The 18,017-nt window shown below is 70.9% G+C and carries 20 protein-coding genes and 2 tRNA genes; 10 read left to right on the top strand and 12 right to left on the bottom strand.

All coding sequences use genetic code 11. From position 1 onward, the window contains the following. Positions 1 to 285: 285 nt before the first annotated feature. The 5 genes from AC2CHE_RS18995 to amcA form a co-directional block, all read right to left on the bottom strand. Positions 286 to 738, bottom strand: coding sequence for a SitI3 family protein (locus AC2CHE_RS18995; RefSeq protein ID WP_484506238.1), 453 nt, complete (start codon positions 736 to 738; stop codon positions 286 to 288). A gap of 10 nt (positions 739 to 748) precedes the next feature. Further along, positions 749 to 1,147: a CdiA C-terminal domain-containing protein gene (locus AC2CHE_RS18990; protein WP_484506237.1), complete on the bottom strand. Its 399-nt coding sequence runs from the start codon at positions 1,145 to 1,147 to the stop codon at positions 749 to 751. 158 nt (positions 1,148 to 1,305) lie between these two features. Beyond that, the gene (locus tag AC2CHE_RS18985) at positions 1,306 to 1,824 is read right to left on the bottom strand and encodes a DUF6244 family protein (RefSeq protein ID WP_484506236.1); all 519 of its coding nucleotides are present in this window, start codon (positions 1,822 to 1,824) and stop codon (positions 1,306 to 1,308) included. Positions 1,825 to 1,982: 158 nt separating this feature from the next. Next, positions 1,983 to 2,294, bottom strand: coding sequence for a hypothetical protein (locus tag AC2CHE_RS18980; RefSeq protein WP_484506235.1), 312 nt, complete (start codon positions 2,292 to 2,294; stop codon positions 1,983 to 1,985). After that, entirely contained in the window at positions 2,291 to 2,455 is a 165-nt protein-coding gene (amcA, locus tag AC2CHE_RS18975; RefSeq protein WP_484506234.1) for a multiple cyclophane-containing RiPP AmcA, read from the bottom strand. Before amcA ends, AC2CHE_RS18980 begins: the two co-directional genes overlap by 4 nt. A gap of 426 nt (positions 2,456 to 2,881) precedes the next feature. Here amcA and AC2CHE_RS18970 point away from each other — a divergent pair, with 426 nt between their 5' ends. From AC2CHE_RS18970 to AC2CHE_RS18960, 3 genes are all read left to right on the top strand, one after another. Next, positions 2,882 to 4,219, top strand: a complete 1,338-nt coding sequence (locus AC2CHE_RS18970) for a hypothetical protein (RefSeq protein WP_484506233.1) — start codon at positions 2,882 to 2,884, stop codon at positions 4,217 to 4,219. Continuing rightward, positions 4,216 to 4,767: a flavoprotein gene (locus AC2CHE_RS18965; protein ID WP_484506232.1), complete on the top strand. Its 552-nt coding sequence runs from the start codon at positions 4,216 to 4,218 to the stop codon at positions 4,765 to 4,767. The genes AC2CHE_RS18970 and AC2CHE_RS18965 overlap by 4 nt, the downstream gene beginning before the upstream one ends. An 89-nt stretch (positions 4,768 to 4,856) precedes the next feature. Continuing rightward, positions 4,857 to 5,036, top strand: a complete 180-nt coding sequence (locus AC2CHE_RS18960; RefSeq protein WP_484506231.1) for a hypothetical protein — start codon at positions 4,857 to 4,859, stop codon at positions 5,034 to 5,036. Between the two features lie 133 nt (positions 5,037 to 5,169). On the opposite strand, the gene AC2CHE_RS18955 is transcribed toward AC2CHE_RS18960, so the two are convergent. Next, positions 5,170 to 5,245: transfer RNA gene (locus AC2CHE_RS18955), tRNA-Lys, on the bottom strand. Between the two features lie 187 nt (positions 5,246 to 5,432). On the opposite strand from AC2CHE_RS18955, the gene AC2CHE_RS18950 reads away from it, so the two are divergent. Together AC2CHE_RS18950 and AC2CHE_RS18945 are read left to right on the top strand one after the other, a co-directional pair. Beyond that, positions 5,433 to 6,713: a L,D-transpeptidase gene (locus tag AC2CHE_RS18950; protein ID WP_484506230.1), complete on the top strand. Its 1,281-nt coding sequence runs from the start codon at positions 5,433 to 5,435 to the stop codon at positions 6,711 to 6,713. A 125-nt stretch (positions 6,714 to 6,838) separates the two neighbouring features. Beyond that, complete coding sequence (locus tag AC2CHE_RS18945; protein ID WP_484506229.1) at positions 6,839 to 8,107, top strand: L,D-transpeptidase; 1,269 nt, start codon at positions 6,839 to 6,841, stop codon at positions 8,105 to 8,107. A gap of 106 nt (positions 8,108 to 8,213) precedes the next feature. Here the strand turns inward: AC2CHE_RS18945 and AC2CHE_RS18940 are convergent. Together AC2CHE_RS18940 and orn are read right to left on the bottom strand one after the other, a co-directional pair. Then, positions 8,214 to 8,289, bottom strand: a tRNA-His gene (locus AC2CHE_RS18940). A gap of 137 nt (positions 8,290 to 8,426) precedes the next feature. After that, on the bottom strand, positions 8,427 to 9,017 hold the full coding sequence (orn, locus tag AC2CHE_RS18935) for an oligoribonuclease (protein WP_484506228.1): 591 nt from the start codon (positions 9,015 to 9,017) through the stop codon (positions 8,427 to 8,429). Positions 9,018 to 9,090: 73 nt separating this feature from the next. Between orn and AC2CHE_RS18930 the strand changes: the two genes are divergently transcribed. Then, complete coding sequence (locus tag AC2CHE_RS18930; RefSeq protein ID WP_484506227.1) at positions 9,091 to 10,386, top strand: glycosyltransferase family 87 protein; 1,296 nt, start codon at positions 9,091 to 9,093, stop codon at positions 10,384 to 10,386. Positions 10,387 to 10,576: 190 nt separating this feature from the next. Here AC2CHE_RS18930 and AC2CHE_RS18925 read toward each other — a convergent pair whose 3' ends face one another. The 3 genes from AC2CHE_RS18925 to AC2CHE_RS18915 form a co-directional block, all read right to left on the bottom strand. Continuing rightward, entirely contained in the window at positions 10,577 to 11,512 is a 936-nt protein-coding gene (locus tag AC2CHE_RS18925) for a hypothetical protein (RefSeq protein ID WP_484506226.1), read from the bottom strand. A gap of 141 nt (positions 11,513 to 11,653) precedes the next feature. Further along, positions 11,654 to 12,424 (bottom strand): YcnI family copper-binding membrane protein, encoded by a 771-nt coding sequence (locus AC2CHE_RS18920; RefSeq protein ID WP_484506225.1) that lies wholly within the window; start codon positions 12,422 to 12,424, stop codon positions 11,654 to 11,656. 13 nt (positions 12,425 to 12,437) lie between these two features. After that, positions 12,438 to 14,102, bottom strand: a complete 1,665-nt coding sequence (locus AC2CHE_RS18915; RefSeq protein ID WP_484506239.1) for a copper resistance CopC/CopD family protein — start codon at positions 14,100 to 14,102, stop codon at positions 12,438 to 12,440. A gap of 206 nt (positions 14,103 to 14,308) precedes the next feature. Here AC2CHE_RS18915 and AC2CHE_RS18910 point away from each other — a divergent pair, with 206 nt between their 5' ends. Genes AC2CHE_RS18910 through AC2CHE_RS18895 form a run of 4 tightly spaced genes read left to right on the top strand, consistent with a single transcriptional unit; the run spans position 14,309 to position 17,253 of the window. Next, a complete protein-coding gene (locus AC2CHE_RS18910; RefSeq protein WP_484506224.1) occupies positions 14,309 to 14,950 on the top strand; it encodes a sigma-70 family RNA polymerase sigma factor in 642 nt (213 codons plus the stop codon). Further along, complete coding sequence (locus AC2CHE_RS18905; protein WP_484506223.1) at positions 14,947 to 15,444, top strand: MauE/DoxX family redox-associated membrane protein; 498 nt, start codon at positions 14,947 to 14,949, stop codon at positions 15,442 to 15,444. Before AC2CHE_RS18910 ends, AC2CHE_RS18905 begins: the two co-directional genes overlap by 4 nt. After that, the gene (locus tag AC2CHE_RS18900; protein ID WP_484506222.1) at positions 15,437 to 16,153 is read left to right on the top strand and encodes a DsbA family protein; all 717 of its coding nucleotides are present in this window, start codon (positions 15,437 to 15,439) and stop codon (positions 16,151 to 16,153) included. The genes AC2CHE_RS18905 and AC2CHE_RS18900 overlap by 8 nt, the downstream gene beginning before the upstream one ends. Beyond that, entirely contained in the window at positions 16,150 to 17,253 is a 1,104-nt protein-coding gene (locus AC2CHE_RS18895; RefSeq protein ID WP_484506221.1) for a hypothetical protein, read from the top strand. Before AC2CHE_RS18900 ends, AC2CHE_RS18895 begins: the two co-directional genes overlap by 4 nt. On the opposite strand, the gene AC2CHE_RS18890 is transcribed toward AC2CHE_RS18895, so the two are convergent. Then, positions 17,243 to 18,013 (bottom strand): energy-coupling factor ABC transporter ATP-binding protein, encoded by a 771-nt coding sequence (locus tag AC2CHE_RS18890; protein ID WP_484506220.1) that lies wholly within the window; start codon positions 18,011 to 18,013, stop codon positions 17,243 to 17,245. The two genes, AC2CHE_RS18895 and AC2CHE_RS18890, sit on opposite strands and share 11 nt — an antisense overlap. Positions 18,014 to 18,017 lie beyond the last annotated feature (4 nt).

Below are 18,017 nucleotides of genomic sequence, written 5' to 3'. Positions count from 1 at the left end.
AACCCACCTCCATCGGGATACCTCATCACCCCGGCCTACAACGATCACCAACGAAGATCACGCCGACACGCCGACCCACAGTGGACGAACCTGGCCATTCAAGATCTGTATCGGCCGTGGCGGTGTCTACCTCGAGGATGGAGTCGCGACCTCGAACAGTTAGTCGTCAACACGGAGCCTCGGCCGCAGCCCGGTACCGGGACATAGAGGTCGCCCCCTGCACACGAAGCCGGTGAGGTGTCCTCACGCCAGCGGCGTCATCGCCGACGACCGGCTCCGAACCACTCACCGGTCGACAAGATCTTCCCCGCCGTGCACGCCCCACCAACTCGGTACGTGCCTGCGCAGCGTTCCCGAGAAGCGGGTCAGCAGCAGCCAGTCGGCGTCGAGGATCAGCGCGGCGTCCTCCGACCGCTCGCCCAGGACCCGGGCCACGGACGCCAGCATCTCCCGCGTCGCCCGCTCGGAGGACTCGTCCTTGCGCAGCCGGAAGCCGATGGTGACGTACCGCTCCGGTTCCCACTCCCACATCGAGCCGTCACCATCTTCGGCCTCGAAGTATCCGTGGGATCCGGCGTGGATGCTCACCGTGTAACCACATCGATCGCTGAGGTCCGCACTCAGCACCCGGGGCCTGCCATCTGCCGCCGACTCGTCAACACCGTCTGGGGCGACGACGCCGGCCAGCGCATCGAGAGGAATGTCGCCGGCCAGCGTCAAGCGGTACTCGGTCGCCATGGGTAGCCCCTCAGTCTCGTCGCAGGATCTGGATTATCTCGCCGCTGCGCGTCACCGCCACCAGTTCCTTCAACCCTGCGATCGGCCAGTCGTCGAACTGCCTCTGCAACGCCGGGAGATCGCCACGCCAGTCGTGGAGGTTGACCACCACCCGTTGGGTCTGCTCGCTGGTGATCTTGTCGGATACCCCGCTCCACACGCCTCGCACACTCTTGGCCGGCATCGGGGAGTAACAGTCGAAGACGTGTCCCTCGATCAGGTAGTCGGGATCCTTGCCCGGTTTCCCGGAATCACCGGTACCGAGACGGGCGTCAGCGACCTCCTGCCGGGTCGGGTTCTGGTGGAGCAGGTATCCCTCTGCAGCGACGGTATCGGCGCACTGGTTCTCCAGCTCCAGGGAGCGCCGCACGCGCGCGTCCTCCCTCGGAGGGATCCGGGTACGCCGGCCGGTGGGCGAGCCGCCGTGCTCTCCGGTCGGCTTGCGCGTCCACGGCGTCGTCACGCCCCTGCCGGGGGACGGTGTGGGAACCGAGGCAGGGCTGGTCGGTACGGCACCGCCAGCCCCGCTCAGTTTCCCAACTGGCGTGCCTCGCCGATCGCCGCGTCAACCGCCTGGCGGGTCGTGGCGGTGCGCTGAACCAGCAGGACAAGCACCTGCTTGACGCTCTCCAGAGCCTGCAGCAGCGGCCCCGGCTGCCCACCCTGCAAAACCCCGACGACAAGCTGCTGCGCCTCACCAACCTGGGTGATGGTCGCGGCCGTCTGGTCACGGATACCGTCAACCGCACTCTGCACCGGAGTCAGCCCGCTGATCGTCTCCCCCGGACTGGCCTGCTCCGGAACACCAGCGGCCACCTTCGCGGCATCACCGACAGCCCCGGCCAGACCACCCAGTCCACCCCGGATGGTGGCGACGGCTCCGCGCACCCGCGCCACACCGGCAGCAACCGCGGCGAACCCGGCACCCGCCGCGCGCAGCCCGATCTCCTGCGCCTGCTGATCAACAGCCGCAGCCAGACCCTGCGCGCGCTCGACCCCGGCGGACAGCGTACGTAGCTCCGTAGTGATCTTCTCGACGTGCGACACGCTGCCGGATCCCTCCACCTGGCCACGAGAGCTCTCAGGAGGGTTGAACCTACCGGCACGGCTCCAACGCCACCAGACGTCGCAGAGCAAGTACGCGGTCAGTGGTCGCGGTCGAGAAGGCGGTGGAAGGAGAGCGGTTAGACGGTGGGAGATCCCGGTCAGCGCGGCGATTCGGCCCCGCCGTGGCGGCGGGCGGGCCAGCCGAGGAACCGTTCGAACAGGTGCGTGACGTCGCCGCCGGTGCTCGGGGTGAGCTGGTGGAGATCGTCGATGGCCTCAGCGAGTAGGCCGGCTAGGTAGAGGAAGAGACCGACTGTGTTGTCGCGGTACTCGGCGACCAGTATGAGCCGCGCCCGTCCGCAGGGCCAGGGCTGCCCGCAGCGGCGACACAGCCAGAGCGGACGCAACGGCAGATGCTCCGCCGGCACGGGCCGGTGCTGCTCGGCCACACCGGTCCCGTCCGTACTCATCGGCGGCGGTGCTTCCGTGCCTGTTGCTCGAACAAGACCCACCAGACGTGCGTCAACAGCGGTGGGTCGGCCGAGCCCGGTCCCACCGCCGCCGGGACCACCGCTGCGCGGTCTGTCGCCAGCTCGCCGGTCACGGCGTACCGCGACACGTACACGGTCATAGCCGGCCCCCGGCCGATGCCGGCATCGGTTCGAGGTGGGGTTGGCCGCGTTCCCGCCACCCCACCACCGTCGGCCAGCGGTGGGGAGCAGACCGCCGGTCACCCGCCCACGCAGCCCTGCTGGCGGTACGCGGACGGGGAGTCACCCGTGCGCTCGACGGAGTGCCCGGCGCGAGCACTTGCCGGTGCGTCGGGTCGCGTTCCGACCTGTCGCCCATTGGCACGTCCATCTGGATCTCCTTGCCGTGAAGCTGCCGCTGGCCCACCGTCCCGCCGCTGGAGATCGGGCGCGCCGGCACATCCAGGCTCGCTTGGGCCGTGCACAGACGGAATGTCTCGCCGGTGCACCGGCGGTGCACCTGTGGTCACCGCGTGTGCGGCTACCATCACGTCCACCGGTGACTGTCCGTTCCGGAAGGACGTGCGATGGCTACGGTGACGACCTGGACCGGTCAGGACGCGAACGCGCTGCGCAAGGCGTTGCGGATGAGCGTGACCGCCTTCGCCGAGCACCTCGGCGCGGCGCGGCGGACCGTGGCCAAGTGGAGCAGCCAGGGCGACAAAGTGCTCCCCCGTGCGGACATGCAGGCCGCGCTGGACACCGTGCTGTCCCGCGCCACACCTGAGGTACGGGAACGCTTCGACGCGTTGCGCGTGGCCGGCACCGACGGTGCACTTGTGGGTGCGGGTCGGCCGGACACCGGCCGGGATGCGGATACTGGCGATAACGGAGACGGTGACTCAGGCTCGGATGGTGACGTGCGGCGCAGGCAGCTTCTACGCGGAGCGGCGATTGGTGTCGCCGCCGCGCCCAACGTGGCGTCGCTGCTCGACGCCCTCGTCGCGCCAGCGCACGCCGACGGTGGGGCACTGTCCTTACCGCAGCTGTCCCGGGCTGTCGCCGGTGCCAAAACCGACTATCAGGCATGCCGGTACGCGCACGTACTCGATCGGCTGGTGGCGTTACTGCCGTCCCTCGATGCGGTGCGGTCCGGCGTAGCGGGCGAACAGCGCTCGCAGGTCGAGGTGCTGGCCGCCGAGCTGCACCACGTCGCCGGCAGTGTCCTGCTCAAGGTTGGCGATCAGGGGATGGCCCTGGTAGCGGCCGAACGGAGCAACCGGGCCGCGGTCAAGAGCCAGGATCCGGTGGCGATCGCCGCGAGCGCCCGGATCATGACCCACGCGCTCATGGTCAACGGCCACGACGCCCAAGCGGTGACCCTCGCAGGCAACGCCGCCGACTCGCTCGACCGGGACACCCGCCTCGCGTCGTCCGATGCGGTGGCCGTCTACGGCGCCCTCGTCCTCCGAGGGGCCATTGCCGCCGCCCGCCGCGACGACCGGGGCACCGCGCACGCGATGCTCGATGAGGCAACCCGCGCCGCGACCCGACTCGGCTACGACGGCAACGATCGGTGGACCGGCTTCGGGGCCACCAATGTCCTACTGCACCGGGTCAACATCGCGCTGACCCTCGGCGACGCCGGAACGGCCATCGCGATCGCCCGCACCGTGCCGCTGGACAAGGTGACCCTGGCTGAGCGCCGGGCGTCTCTGTACGTCGACGTCGCACGCGCCTACACGCAGTGGGGACGCTACGAGCACGGCCTCAACGCGCTGCGCACCGCGTACGAGGTTGCACCCGAGGAGATCCGCTGCCGGCCGGCGGTCCAACGCATCGCTGGCGACCTCGCCATGCTCGCCACGGGGTCGGTCCGCACCGCCGCTGCCGGTTTCGCCCGCAACGCCGGGATCCGGCTATGACCGGCGGTCACCTGCAAATCGTCGTCTGCGGTGCCGGTCCGGCTGCCGATGTAGCCCAGCTCGTCAGGGCAGCACAGGACCGCTCCTGGACAGCGGCGGTCACGGCCACACCGAGTGGAATGGACTTCATCGACCCGCAGCCGCTCGAAAGCCTCACCGGTCATCCGGTGCGGTCGACCTACCAGTCGTCGCCCGGCGGCCGGAGGTCGCTTCCCGACACCGACGCCCTGGTCATCGCCCCCGCGACCTACAACTCGATCAACAAGATCGCCCTCGGCCTGGCAGACAACTACGCCATGACCTCGGTCGCCGAGCTGATCGGCAGGCAGGTGCCGATCGTCATCGTCCCGTTCGTCAACGGCGCCCTCGCCGCGCGAGCGCCCTTCCGGCGCGCCGTGGCCAGCCTCCGCGACGAAGGGGTACGCCTCCTGCTCGGCCCCGACGACCTATGGGAGCCGCACCCGCCCGGCAGCGGCAACGAGCGGCAGAAAGCCTTCCCCTGGACGGTGGCTCTCGAGACAGCGGCCCAGCTCGCCCACAAATCTTGACCGGCCGCTTCCGGCCACGGCTGACCGCAAACGAGCCAGCCACCGTGTCGCGCCAGGCCCGGCGCGTCTCGCCGCTAGCGTGGAAAGCCGTGGACCGAATCGCCATCATCGGCTGCGGTGGCAGCGGCAAATCCACCGTCGCCCGGCAACTCGCGCAGATCCTCGACGCGCCGCTCACCCACCTCGCACTCACCAGCCGGCGACACGCCAACCAGTTCATCGACCGAATCAGACGGGAGACAACTGGTGATCTGGCCGGGCGTCCATGAGGAGCCGACCGCGTCCAACCGACGCCGAGCAGATCCAACGGCCCCCGAGCACCCACCGAGCGACCAGCCACCACCCGCGTACGCGAAAAAGGCCCCGACTGGCAGAGTTCTACCAGGTCAGGGCCTTGCTCGTTGGTGCGCCGCCAGGGACTCGAACCCCGAACCCGCGGATTAAGAGTCCGCTGCTCTGCCAGTTGAGCTAGCGGCGCTCGCTGACAACGGGGGAAACATTAGCATGCACTCTGAACCGGGTTCCAATCAGATCCCTGGGTCCTCCCTTCGGTCGAGCTTTCCGGGCATTTGGCGAGAACCCCTTGCAAAGTGTGGGACCGGGGTGATGCCGGGCGGCAGCGATGCGGCACGATGTCCGCCAGGTGCGCAACGACAGGGGTGGGCATGGGCAGGTTCGCGCGGGCCGGGGCGTTGTTGAGCGCCCTGGGGCTGGTGGCGTCGCTGGCATTGTCGGGCTGCGGCGAGGATCGCGCACCGGCTGAGTTCGTGCCCGGTCAGACGCCAGGGGCATCCGGGACGGAGACGTCGGGGGCACCGGAGGCGCCGAAGGCGCCGGAGGTGCCGGAGGTGCCGAGTGGCCCGCCGCTGACGGTGAGCCCGGCCGACGGGGCGAAGAACCGACCGGTCAGCGTGGAGATTGGCGCGAAGCTGCCGGACGGCGGTGAGGTGTCGCAGGTCACCCTCAGGACCGAGGAAGGCAATACGGTCGAGGGCAAGCTGCGTACGGACGGGTCTTCGTGGGTTCCGTCGGCCCCGTTGAGGTGGTCGACCCGCTACACCGTCACGGTCGCCGCGAAGGGGCCGGACGGCGCGGTGAGCGAGGGCACCAGCACGTTCACCACGATGGCGAAGCCGGGCTCGATGATCACGTCTGGGCTGTACCTGTTCGACGACCGGACGTACGGGGTGGCGATGCCGGTGGTGGCGGAGTTCCATCCGGGCATCCCGGAGAAGGACCGGGCCAAGGTGCAGAAGCGGATGTTCGTACAGTCCGACCCGCCGCAGCCGGGCGCCTGGCACTGGGTGAGCAACGGTACGCAGGCGTACTACCGCGCGCCGGAGTACTGGAAGGCCGGCACCAAGCTGACCGTACGCATCGCCCTGGCCGGCATTCCGCTGAGCAACGGTCGGTTCGGTAACGTCGACCGCAACGCCACCGCGAAGATCGGCTCGGCCTTCGAGATGAAGGTGACCAACTCGGACAAGCGGATGCGGGTGTACGAGGACGGGCAGCTGATCAAGACGTTGCCGGTCAGCCTGGGCAAGAAGAAGACCCCCTCGTCCAGCGGCACCCTGGTGGTGATGGAGAAGAAGGAAGCGACAGTCTTCGACACGATGGACGACCCGGATCCGGAGAATCGGTACGTCACGGACATCGAGTTCGCCCAGCGACTCACCTGGGGCGGCGAGTACATCCATGCGGCACCCTGGTCGGAGCACGTCCAGGGGCGGCAGAATGTCTCCCACGGCTGCGTCAACGTCTCGATGGCGAACGCCCGCTGGCTCTTCCAACGTACGAAGATCGGCGATCCGATCACCATCACCGGCACCGAACGTAAGCTGGCGGCCGGCAATGGTTGGACCGCGTGGAACCTGAGCTGGTCGGAGTTCGTCAAGGGCAGTGCGCTGCCAGTTCCGGACGGTGGCGCCGGTCCGGCCGTCTGACCGGACTAAATATGTCACTATCCGGATATCCCGCTCCACGTGTTTCGGTTCACTTGTCGCAACGGGTACGTGAACTGGCGCGTCAGTGATGTGGACGGGAAGCGGACCACGACTGTGAGGACACCATGCGGATTCGCGACCAGCGCAACCGGAGGCGGGGGGTGCTCGTCGCGGGCCTGCTCGCCGTGACGTTGGCACTGACCTCCGCCTGCACCGGCGGTAAGGATGGCGGCAAGGGGCCGGGGTGGCAGGACGGGGCCGATCAGCCGGCCGCGAAGGCGTCGGTGAGCATCAGCGAGCCGGCCGCGGATGCCACGGACGTGCCGGCGTCGGCGGCGATCGCCTTCGCCGCCGAGCAGGCCGAGGACGTCACTGTCGAGTTGACCGACGCAGAGGGTGAGGCGATCGAGGGCGACCTCGCCACCGACGGCCGCAGTTGGCTGCCGTCGAAGGCGTTGACCTACGGCGCCTCGTACACCGCCACCGTCACCGCGACCGGCGACGACGACCTGCCGGCAACCGCGACCAGCGCCTTCACCGTGATGGAGGAGCCGGAGAAGCAGGTACGGATCAGTAGTTTCCTCGGCGACGACCAGACGGTCGGGGTGGCCATGCCACTGATCATGAAATTCGGTCGGGAGATTCCGGAGGAGTACCGCGCCGACCTGCAGCGCCGGATGACGGTGACCTCGGAGCCGGCCCAGGAGGGCAGCTGGCACTGGGTCAGCCCCACCGAGATCCGGTACCGGCCGAAGGAGTTCTGGCAGGCCGGCAGCAAGGTGTCGTACCGGGTGCAGGCCGGCGGGCTGCCGTTGGGCGACGGTTGGTACGGCCGGACCGACCTGACCGTCGACATCGCCATCGGCCCGAAGCTGCTGATGACGGTGGACAACCGCACCAAGCGGATGACCGTCACCAAGAACGGCAAGAAGATCAAGACGATCCCGGTGAGCCTGGGCAAGAAGAGCACCCCGTCCTCCAGCGGCACCATGGTGGTGATAGAGAAGCTGCGAAAGACGGTCTTCGACACGTACGACGAGCTGGGCCCCGATGAGGGGTACCGGACGAAGATCGACTACGCGCAGCGGCTCACCTGGGGTGGCGAGTTCATCCACGCGGCACCGTGGTCGGAGGGGCAGCAGGGGACGACGAACGTCTCGCACGGCTGCGTGAACGTCTCGATGGCCAACGGCGCGTGGCTGTTCAAGAACACCAAGGTCGGTGACCCGATCGTCGTCAAGGGCACGGAGCGCAAGCTCCAGCTCGGCAACGGCTGGACCGACTGGAACATGAGCTGGGAGGAGTACGTCAAGGGCAGCGCCCTGCCGTACGAGCCGACGGAGCCCGGAACGACCGACCCGGACGCCACGTCGAGCGAGGTCCCAACCGCCTGAGCACCCACGCGACGGCGGCCTCTGCGAGCTGGGTGGCCACTCCGCGGCTACCCCCAGCACTCCCCTACAAAGGATCGGGCCCCCTCCGTGGAGGGGGCCCGATCTATGGGGTGACTGATGGGAATTGAACCCACGACAACCGGGACCACAACCCGGTGCTCTGCCAACTGAGCTACAGCCACCATGCCGCCGCGCCCGGTCGATCGCCCGGGCGGGTGCGGTGAAATCATACCCCCACCCCGGCCGACCACGTCCAGCGGGTTGCCGCCGGGATGGGGCCAGTCCGCGACCGGCAAGCCGCAGGGCAGGCCGGGGGCGGTCAAAGTTCGCCAGCGATCGCCTTGGCGCTCTCCACGTCGGGTCCGGGCAGGGGTACGAAGATGGTGCGCCGGTAGTACTCCAGCTCGCGGATGCTCTCCCGGATGTCGGCCAGGGCCCGGTGCGCCAGGCCCTTCTGCGGCTGACCGAAGTACACCCGGGGGTACCAGCGGCGGCACAGCTCCTTGATCGAGGAGACGTCGATCATGCGGTAGTGCAGGTGGGCGTCGAGGCGGGGCATGTCCCGGGCGATGAAGCCCCGGTCGGTGGCGATCGAGTTGCCGCAGAGCGGGGCGGTACGCGGATCCTTGACGTGGCGGGTGACGTAGTCGAGCACCCGGTCCTCCGCCTCGGCCAGGGTGACGGTGGAGCGGCGTACCTCGTCGGTCAGGCCCGACTTGCCGTGCATCGTCCGGACGATCTCGGGCATAGCGTTCAGCGCGGCGTCGTCAGCGTGGATCACCACGTCGACGCCGTCACCGAGCACGTTGAGATCGGGATCGGTGACCAGCGCGGCGACTTCGATGAGTTTGTCACCGCCGAGGTCCAGCCCGGTCATCTCACAGTCGATCCAGACGAGAAGATCAGCCACCGGGACAGCCTACGCGCAGCCCAAGTCTCGTGGCTTCGCGCCGCCACAGTCACCGACCGCTAGGGTCTTCCCCGTGCCCGCCGAACCCGCCACACCACCCAGCGTCGATCTGGACGACCCGGGCAGCCGTACGGCCCGCCGGGTCGTGGGAGCGCTGGCGCTGGCGGCGGTGCTCCCGGCTCTCTACCTACCGGGACGCACCCACAACTTCTTCGACCTGAAGATCTACATGGCGGCCATGGACTGGTGGGCCGCCGGCAACCCACTCTACGACTACGTGCAGCCGGACCGGGTGCAGGGGGAGTTGTACTTCACCTATCCGCCCTTCGCCGCTCTGTTCCTGCTGCCGTTCTCCTGGTTGAAGCTGGGCGCCACGGTGGCGATCTTCACCGGGCTGACCCTGCTCGGCGTGGTGGTCACCACCAGGTGGCTGCTCGACCCGGTGATCCGTCGCCACCGCCTGCCCCACCTGTTCACCCTCGTGGTGGGCGTGCTGATCGTGCTCGGCGTGGAGAGCACCCGGGAGACGATCACCTTCGGGCAGATCAACATGCTGCTGGTGGTGCTGATCCTCGCCGACCTGCTGTTCGCCGTACCCCGCGACAGCCGCTGGGCCGGGGTGGGGGTCGGGTTGGCGGCGGCGCTCAAGCTGTTTCCGGCCATCTTCGTGATCTACCTGTTGGCCATCCGGCGATGGCGGGCGGCGGTGGTGGCCGGGGTGACCGCGTCCGGGGCGACCCTGCTCGCCGCGGCGGTCGCGCCCGGTGACTCGTGGCGGTTCTGGACGCACGAGCTGTGGGCGACCGACCGGGTCGGCCGCACCGACTACACCGGCAACCAGTCACTGTTCGGTGTGCTGAGCCGGCTCACCGCCCCGGAGGAGCCGAGCCGGCTGGTCTGGCTGCTTCTGGTCGCGGTGGTCTCCGGGTACGGGCTGTGGCGGGCGGTACGGGCGTCGCAGGCCGGAGACGCGCTGACCGGCCTGACGCTGACCGGCCTGGTGGCGGCGCTGGTCAGCCCGATCACCTGGACGCATCACATCTACTGGTTCATCCCGGCGATGGTGATCCTGGCCGACGCGGCGCTGGGCACCGATCCGCGCACCGTCGCCGGGGCACGCCGACGCCGCCGGCTGCTGAGTCTCGCCGTCGCCGTCACCGCGATCATCGTGTACGGGGTGGTGTCCTTCTACGACTGGGGTATCACGCCGTCGCCCACCGGCAGCCCGTGGGAGTTCCTGCTCCGCAACGGGTACGTGTGGCTCTGCCTCGTACTGCTGGTCGTCCTGCCGGTGCGTCCCGGTACCCGCGTCCCGGGCCGACAGCACGCAAAGTCGGACACTCTTCCCGAGGCACCCATTCATCGGTAATCTGGTCCCAGGGTTACCAAAACCCCACGGACACCGATATCCCCCGGTGAAGGGCGGCCCTCCGCGTCGGCAGCACGGAGGGCCGCCCACCCGCGTCTTCGCCGATCATGCAGTTAAGGTCGTTGATACGCCCTTTTCCTGCCCTCTTGTCCCTGCCACAACTGCATGATCCACGCGGCGGGTGGGTGGGTCAGGTGGGTGGGGTGGGTGGGGCGGGTGGGCGGAGGGGGCGGTGCGGGGTAGCCGGGTCGGGAAGTTCGGCGAGGGTGGCGGGGCGCGGGACGGGGCCGATCGCGGGACGGCTCGTGGTGGCGGGCACCGTGGCGGCGACCGGGACGAGTTGACGCTCGGGCAGCCTGCGGGGACCGGGCGGCACCGGAGCTCCCAGGCCGGCGAGCGAGCCGATCCCGAGTCGTCCGGCAAGCACCGGCACCTGGTCGGGCTCGACCACGATGACAACCTCGCGCGGGCGCACCGGCCGCAGCAGCACCAATCCGGCGAGGATCACCAGCAGCGTCCCACCGGTGAGTGAGCCCCAGGTGGCCGGGGCGATCCAGCCGGCCCGCAGTTCCGCACGCAGGTCGAGGGTCACCCCCGCCCCACCGTCGGGTCGCATCAGCACCAGACTCAGTCGCTGCCCGGCCAGGTCGTCGGGGTTCCATTCGAGCACGCCGTGGTCGGCGCGTACCCAGAAAGTCTGTGCGGCGGGTGCGGCCGGGACGGTGGGCGGCGTCCCCGCCGCCGGGGTCACCTGCGCCAGCCGGACCGGCAGCGGCCCCCGGGCCAGCGACATCCGGAGCACCGCGGCGTGCGGCGCGCCGGCCAGCCAACGCTGCGCCTCCTCGGCCGGGGCCAGACCGACGAACGCCGGCCCGTCGGGAGTACGCGCGTCCAGCCGCAGCCGGGCCTGCCCGCCCCGGGCGAACGGCACCTCCTGCCGGATGAGCGCGTCGAGATCGGTCACCACCACCGCGTGCCCCGGAGTCTGCACGGTCTCGAACCGGGCGGTGAATGCCCCGTCGGGGCCGGCGTGACCGGTCAGCAGACCAAGCGCGGCCGCGCCGAGCAGCGCGGCAGTGCCGACGGTCAGCAGCAGCATTCCGGTAAGCGTCCACACGAAACGCATGCGCCCTGTTCCCCTCTGTAGCCAGACACCCGGCCGACCTTACCTACGCCGACCCGCCAATCAGCGGATATCCACGGCACGGACGCCGAAAGCGCACAGGCCCGCCGGGATCACCCGGCGGGCCTGTGGCTGCGGTGACGCTCAGGAGGTCGGAGTGGCCGCCTCGTCGCCCGGCACCGCGCCGCTGGAACGCCGGGTACGGGCGAAGGCCAACCCGCCGAGCACCAGCCCACCGAGGCCGGCGAGCAGCCCGGCGACACCGAGGCCCACCGCCAGGCCGTTGCCGTCCTCGTCGTCGCTGCCGTCAGACGGTGCCGCAGCGGGCGCATCGGTCGGTGCGTCCGTCGGCGTGTCGGCGCCGGCAGCGGTGAGGGTGAGCACCGGCGCCGGGGCGGCCGGCTCCTCGCCACCGGGCTGCTGCGGCTCGTCGATCCAGCGCACCACCGCACCGTCGGAGTAGGTCTGCAACGCCTTGAACACCATCTGGTCGATCTCGGGCAGCGGGCCCATGGAGACCGGGAACTCCTGGAAGGTGCCCGGGGCGACGGCGGCTCCCTCGCCGGCCGTCCAGGTGATCTTCGACACCACCTCGGTGATCTCGCTGCCGTGCATCTGCACCGGCGGATCGACCTTCCGTTTCTCCACGGCCACCGTCCAGCCGGGCACCGGCATGGTCGACACCGAGCCGAGCGGCGCGTTCTCCGGCAGGAAGACCTCCAGCTTGGTGGTCGACGCGGTGTCGCTCTCGTTCGGTACCCGGAACGCCAGCCGGCCGTAGCCGCCCTGGGTTGCCTCGCGCGGGTCGACCGTGACATGCGCGGAGGCCGGGGCCACGAAACCGAACACGGCCGTGGCGACGGCGCCGAGCGTCAGGGTGGCAGCGGTGGCGGCGAAACGCCGGTGACGGAGCATCGATGGAACCTCTCTATCGGACGGGCACGGTGGCGGTCACCGTGGCCTGGTCGATCTCGGTGGTACGGGCGGTGACCAGCAGCTCCCACTCGCCTGCCGCCGGCAGGCTGATCTCGCCGGTGGCGTGGTTGTCGGTGAGCGGCAGCAGGGGCACCTGGATCGGCTCGATCCCGGCCGAAGGCAGGGCCACGGTGACCTGCCACTCGACGACCGGCAGGGGCTGGTTCTCCAGCGTGTACGCGTACAGGTGCACCGAGTTGTTGCCCCGGCGGGCCGGCGACACCTCGATCTGCATGGAGTAGAGCGAGCTGGTCGCCGTGGTGCTGAAGTATCCGCTGTCGGCGGCGGACACGTCCGTCGCCACGCTGCGGGCGGGGGTCGTCTGGACCAGGGTCGCCGACACCCCCAGCACGACCGCGGTGATCGTCAGCTCGGCCCAGATCGCCCGGCGTACCGGGGCCGGTCGGCTGGCCGCGACCCGGGTGCGCACCAGGTGCCGGGAGTAGGCGGCCACCGCGATGACGAGTACGAAGAGCCCGATCTTGGCCAGCACCAGGCGGCCGTACGTGGTGTTCACCAGGGCCGCCGGGGTGGCCACCTCGATCAGGGCCTGAACGGTGCCGGCGAGCAGCAGCGCGGAGACCGCCAGGGCCGCCCACCGTGACCAGATCGGCAGGATCGCCCCCAGTTCCCGCTCGTCGGCGCGGGGCAGCAGGAACACGGCGAGCATCACCAGCCCACCCAGCCAGACGGCCATGCCTCCCAGGTGCACCGCGTCCACGAGCACCGACACCGCCGGAGCGGGCGAGGCTGCCGGGTGTCCGGCCATCGGCCAGGTGAGCAGCGCGCCCACGGCGAGCACACCGAGGATCACCAGGTCCGTCCGGCCGACCGAACCGGCCAGCAACGGCCGGAGCAGCAGCGTCACCGCAGTCAGCAGACCGAGGCGGATCAGGTGGGCGGCGCCGAAGGCGCTGCCGAGCACCAGGCTCAGCCCGTCCGCGGTGATGTCGAACACTCCACCACCGTTGGTGTACGGCACCTGGAGCAGGACCGCCGCCACCGTGGCCGACGCCACCAGCCCGAGGCCGGTCCAGGCCAGCCGGGCCGGCCCGCCTCGGGACAGCCGGCGCGGCCAGAGCAGGGCGAGCACCAGCGCCGGCCCGATGGTCAGCAGCAGTCCCGCGTAGCCGATGAACTTGGCGACCTTCACGGCGGTGCCGACCACCGGGTTGGCCTGGCCGTCGTCGCCGCTGTCCACCGGCGGCTCGGAGGGTGCCCCCACGGAGTAGGTGAACGCGCCGGAGACCGGGTGGCTGTCCGCGGAGATGACCCGGTAGGTGACCAGGTAGGTGCCGTTACCGCGACCGGTGTCGACGGGGATGTTGACCACACTGCCGGCGAACGTGGGCTCGCCCTGATCGGCACGGGACCCGTCCGGCGCGATCACCCGGATCCGGTCCGGCACCTTGCGTACCGTCTCGCTGAAGGTGAGCACCACCTCGGCCGGCGCCGCGGGCACCACGGCCGAGGCGGCCGGGCTGCTGCTGGAGAGCACGGCGTGGGCACTGGCCGGGCTGGCGGGAACGAGCAGCAACGCCACGACGGCGGTCAACAGGCCGGCGGTGGCGGCCAGCCGGGCGAACCGGCGGCGATGGGCGGCAATCATGCCGCCCATGGTCGCCGACGACAACCGTTCCAGGCGAGCCCGACCCATCCATAGATCACGCTTTCCCATGACCGGGCGCGGGCGCGCGGGCACCGGACCGGACGTCATAGGCGCATAGTCGGTCACAACGCCGAAAAAGTTCCCGGAGTGGCGCATTCCATGGAAGGGCCGAAGGTCCCTGCCGTTCGCCGTGCCGCCGCGTAACCTGGATTGTCGTGATCCCCGCCCCGCGCGACACCCCCGCCACCGCCGTCACCGGCACCGCCGGCCCGGACCGCGCCGACGGGCGACCCCCGCGAACGTCGCAGCACGGGGAGCCGGACCCGACCGACGACCCGGCCACCCGGTGGGCGCTGGCCGCCCGGGACGGCGACCCGGTCGCCCAGGCCGCCTTCGTACGCGCCACCCAGGCCGAGGTGTGGCGCTTCGCCGCAGCGCTGATCGATCCGGACAGCGCCGACGATCTCACCCAGGAGACGTACCTGCGGGCGTTCCGCGCGCTGCCCGCCTTCGCCGGCCGGTCCAGCGCGCGCACCTGGCTGCTCGGCATCGCCCGCCGGACCTGCGCCGACCACCTGCGCACCGTGGTACGGCGGCGGCGACTCGATCAACGGCTCACCGCGCAGGCGCAGACCGACGTGCCGCACCCCGACCCGGCCGGTCAGCTCGGCGCGAGCGACCTGGTCCGCCGGCTGGCCGCCGAGCGGCGCGGGGCATTCGTGCTTACCCAGTTGCTCGGCCTGTCGTACGCCGAGGCCGCGGCGGTGGAGGGAGTGCCGGTCGGCACCATCCGCTCCCGGGTGGCCCGAGCCCGGGCCGAGCTGGTCGACGCGGTCGGCGAGGCGCTGGCCGGATGAACCGCAACCTGCGCACCTGGCGCCCCTGGCTCGGTCTCGCCGTCCGGCTCGGCCTGGCCATCGTGTGGCTGTGGGCAGGCTGGTCGAAGGTCGGCGACCTGGCCGCCTCCGGTCGCGCGGTGAACGCCTACCAGGTGCTGCCGTACGACGTGGCGATGGTGGTCGGCGCGACACTGCCCCTCGTCGAGCTGGCCTTGGCCCTGCTGCTGCTGATCGGGCTGGCCACCCGGCTGACCGCCGGAGTCTCCGCGGCCCTGCTGCTGGTCTTCATCGCGGGCATCGCCTCGGCCTGGTCGCGGGGACTCGCCATCGACTGCGGCTGTTTCGGGGTGGGCGGCGAGCTGCCGGCCGGGGAGAGCCCCAGCTACCTCCCGGAGATCCTCCGGGACATCGGCTTCCTGGCGTTGGCCGGGTTCCTGCTGATCTGGCCCCGTACCGCCGTCTCCGCTGACGGCGCGCTGACGGGCGAAACGGTGGAGGACGACAATGAGTAGTCGCAAGGGACGCAAGGACGCGGCCCGGGTGGTCCGGGAGCAGATGGCCCAGGAGCGACGCCGCAAGCGCACCCTGTGGATCTCCCTGAGCGCGGTGCTGGTGCTGGTCATCGCCGGCCTGATCGGCTGGGGCGTCTGGTCCAGTCAGGAGTCCGACGAGTTCACTGCGCCGCCGGGCGCCAACGACACGGGCACCGGCATCGTGGTCGGATCCGGGCCGGTGACCGTCGACATCTACGAGGACTACCTCTGCCCGGCCTGTAAGCAGTTCGAGCAGACCAGCGGCGCCACCATCAAGCAGTTGATCGCCGACAGCAAGGTGCGGGTGGTGTATCACCCGGTGGCCTACCTCAACCGTTACTCCAGCACCGAGTACTCGACCCGGTCCTCGGCCGCGTCCGGCTGCGCCGCCGAGGGCGGCAAGTTCACCGAGTTCAGCAAGGCGCTGTTCGAGCGGCAGCCCCCGGAGGGCGGCGCCGGCCTCAGCAACGACGAGTTGATCGACATCGGGGTCGAGGTGGGACTGGACCGCGACGCATTCGGCAGCTGCGTCCGGGACGGCAAGTACCAGCCGTGGACGGAGCACGTCACCGCCGAGGCCAGCCGGGCCGACGTCTCCGGCACGCCGACCATCCTGGTCGACGGGGAGCCGGTGCGGGAGTGGACGCCGGAGAACATCACCGCAGCGGTGGAGGCGGCCGGCCGGTGACCCTGCTCACCCGGGCCGGGCTGCTGCTCGCCGCCACGGTCACCGCGGTCCTCGCGACCGCCGCCCCCGCCCTGGCCCACGGGGCGGACGCGCCGAACGGGACGGACTACCGGGTGACCGTCACCGACGCGGGCCGCCCGGACCTGCGGGTACGGGTCATCGAGGCGGGTGCCCGGCTGGAACTGACCAACACCGGCGACACGCCGGTCGAGGTGATCGGCTACTCGGGTGAGCCGTACGTGCGGGTCGGTCCGGACGGCGTCTACGAGAACGCCCGCTCGCCCGCGACGTACCTGAACCGCACCATCGTCGGTGACACCGCCCTGCCAGCCGAGGCCGACCCGGCCGCCGAGCCGCGCTGGCATCGCGTCGACGGCGGGACCACGGCCCGCTGGCACGACCAGCGGGCCCTGTGGCGCGAGGCGGAACCGCCCGCCCAGGTCCGCGCCGCGCCCGACCGCGAGCACCGGGTACGCGACTGGGTGGTACCGCTGCGCGGCGCGGACGGACCGCTGGAGATCCGCGGCACCCTGGACTGGGTGCCGCCGCCGGACGCGTACACCTGGTGGGTGGTGGCCGTGGTCGGCGCGCTGGCGGTCGGCGCGCTCGGGGTGCTGCCGGCGGCCTCCCACCCCGGCCGGCGGGCGCTGATCGCTCTCGGCGGGCTGCTGATCGTCGGTGGGGCCGCGGCGGTCGCGCTCGCCCTCGGGCGGGCGCTGGACGCCGGGGCACAGGGGTTGGGTGGCGTGCTGGCCGGCCTGCTGACCGGTCCGGTGTGGACCCTGCTGACCGGCCTGGCGGCGATCGCCGCCGGGGCGCGGGCGATGACCGGCGGCGGCCACGCGACGGCCGGCCCCGGTGAGCCGACACCGCACTCGCACGTCGATTTCCTGATCGCGCTCACCGGGGCATGCCTGGCGTTGTTCGCCGGGGTGACGAACATCGCCGGGTTCGCCCGGGCGGTGCTGCCGGTGCCGTGGCCGCCCACTGTCGCCCGGGTGCTTGTCGTCCTCGTGCTGGCAGGGGGTGCCGGTGCGCTGACCGCCACGTTGCTGCGCCTGCACGCCGCCGGCCGCCACGCGACGGCCGCTACTCGCTGATCGGCGTGCGCCCCGGCGCGGGACGGAACGGGTAGGGCAGTTCGAGCCGGTGCCGGGCGAGCAGATCCTCGTCGTCCAGCAGGACGGAGGTCGGCCCGTCGGCCACGATCCGCCCACCGTCGAGGATGACCGAGCGGTCGCAGAGTTCGTACGCGTACGGCAGGTCGTGGGTGACCATCAGCAGGGTCACCGGCAGGGTGCGCAGGATGCCGGCCAGCTCCCGCCGCGCCGCCGGGTCGAGGTTGGACGACGGCTCGTCGAGCACCAGGATCTCCGGCCGCATCGCCAGCACCGTAGCCACCGCCACCCGACGGCGCTGCCCGAAGGAGAGATGGTGCGGGGTCCGGTCGCGGTGCTCGGACATGCCCACCGCGGCCAGCGCCTCCTCCACCCGGGAGGCCAGCTCCGGCCCACGCAGCCCGAGGTTGGCCGGCCCGAACGCCACGTCCTCGCCGACGGTGGGCAGAAAGAGCTGGTCGTCCGGGTCCTGGAAGACGATACCCACCCGGCGGCGGATCTCCGCCAGCGTCGCCCGGTCCGGCCCGATTGTCAGCCCACCGACCGCGATCTGGCCGTCGGTGGGCGTCAGGATGCCGTTGAGGTGCAGCACCAGCGTGGTCTTGCCGGCGCCGTTGGGGCCGAGCAGCGCGATCCGCTCACCGCGCGCCACCGTCAGGTCGACGCCGTCCAGCGCGACGTGGCCGTCGGGGTAGGCGTACCGGACACCACGGACGTCCAGGCTGGGCGGAGTGAGCTGCACGCTT

Source organism: Micromonospora sp. ATLC16 (assembly GCF_057196645.1).
Note: the sequence above shows the minus strand (reverse complement) of the source record. Positions and strands in the feature narration are given on the sequence as shown.